This window comes from Halobacillus sp. BBL2006, from assembly GCF_000786645.1.
Classification (GTDB): Bacteria; Bacillota; Bacilli; order Bacillales; family Halobacillaceae; genus Halobacillus.
This window is the reverse complement of record NZ_JRNX01000412.1, coordinates 1-1,180: the sequence shown is the minus strand read 5'-3', so window position 1 is coordinate 1,180 and position 1,180 is coordinate 1. Positions and strand designations below refer to the sequence as shown.

Sequence of the window (1,180 nt, the reverse complement as noted above, 5' to 3'; positions counted from 1 at the left end):
GAAGACGAGACCAGCCATAATCGTTCGTTTAGCTTTTTCTCGAGTTTCTAAATACCCTTTTTCCACTAATAATACATCTAAACGTACTTTTCTTCCCATATTGATTAAGCCCTTTGTTTTTTAGTCGGGATCATTTCCTTCAGATTTCGGATTATATTGTCTGGTGTTAATCCGATCTCTTCCCATAAACTCTTCACACTTCCGTGTTCAATGAAACGATCTGGAACACCCATACGCCTTATCCATGGAGAGTATCCTTGTTCTTCTGCAAACTCCAGCACACTTGAACCAAATCCACCTTTTAAAACTGCTTCTTCTATTGTTAAGACAGGGATTTCTTCTTTCATTATGTCATGAAGCATAGCATTATCGAGTGGTTTGATAAAGCGAGCATTAATCACTCGAACCGATAACCCTTCTTCTTCTAAGCGTTTAACGGATTCCAAAGCCATATCTATAGTCGTTCCAAACGTAAGAATAACTGCATCTTTACCTTCCCTCAGTACTTCCCAACTACCAATAGGAATGCTTTTAAGTTCTTTATCCGTCTCTACACCTTTCGCATTTCCTCTCGGGTAACGAATAGCAAAAGGTCCGTCATTATATTCAACAGCTGTATGAACGAGATGTTGAGCTTCGTTTTCATCTTTCGGCATACTGATAATCATGTTAGGAACGGAGCGCAAGAATGCAACATCAAATACTCCTTGGTGTGTTTCCCCATCAGCCCCCACAAGACCAGCTCGATCAATACCAAATATAACATTCAGATTTTGTCTAGCTACATCGTGAATGACTTGATCGTAGCCTCGCTGTAAGAACGTAGAATAGATAGCCAAAAACGGCTTCATTCCTTGTGTTGCAAGTCCTGCAGACAGAGTAGTCGCATGCTGTTCCGCTATTCCTACATCATATAGCCGCTCAGGAAATTCTTCGCCGAACTTATCAAGTTTTGATCCAAGAATCATAGCAGGTGTAACAGCAACTATACGGTTGTCCTCTCGCGCTTTAACTCGTAACGCTTCACTGATTACGGAACTCCAGGCTGGCGGAGCATCAACTGGTTTAATTTTCTCGCCGGATTCAATTTTATAAGGTCCCACGCCATGCCATTTATCTTTCACATCCGTTTCAGCTGGATGATAGCCTTTTCCTTTTTGAGTCATCACGTGTACGATGA

2 protein-coding genes are annotated in these 1,180 nt (G+C 41.4%); both read right to left on the bottom strand.

Going from position 1 to position 1,180, the window contains the following annotated elements; translation table 11 throughout:
- Positions 1–99: S4 domain-containing protein (locus LD39_RS22200; RefSeq protein WP_255349888.1), on the bottom strand; the 99-nt coding region annotated here is incomplete at its 3' end.
- Between the two features lie 5 nt (positions 100–104).
- On the bottom strand, positions 105–1,180 hold a 1,076-nt coding region (dxs, locus tag LD39_RS12565), incomplete at its 5' end, for a 1-deoxy-D-xylulose-5-phosphate synthase (RefSeq protein ID WP_035547166.1).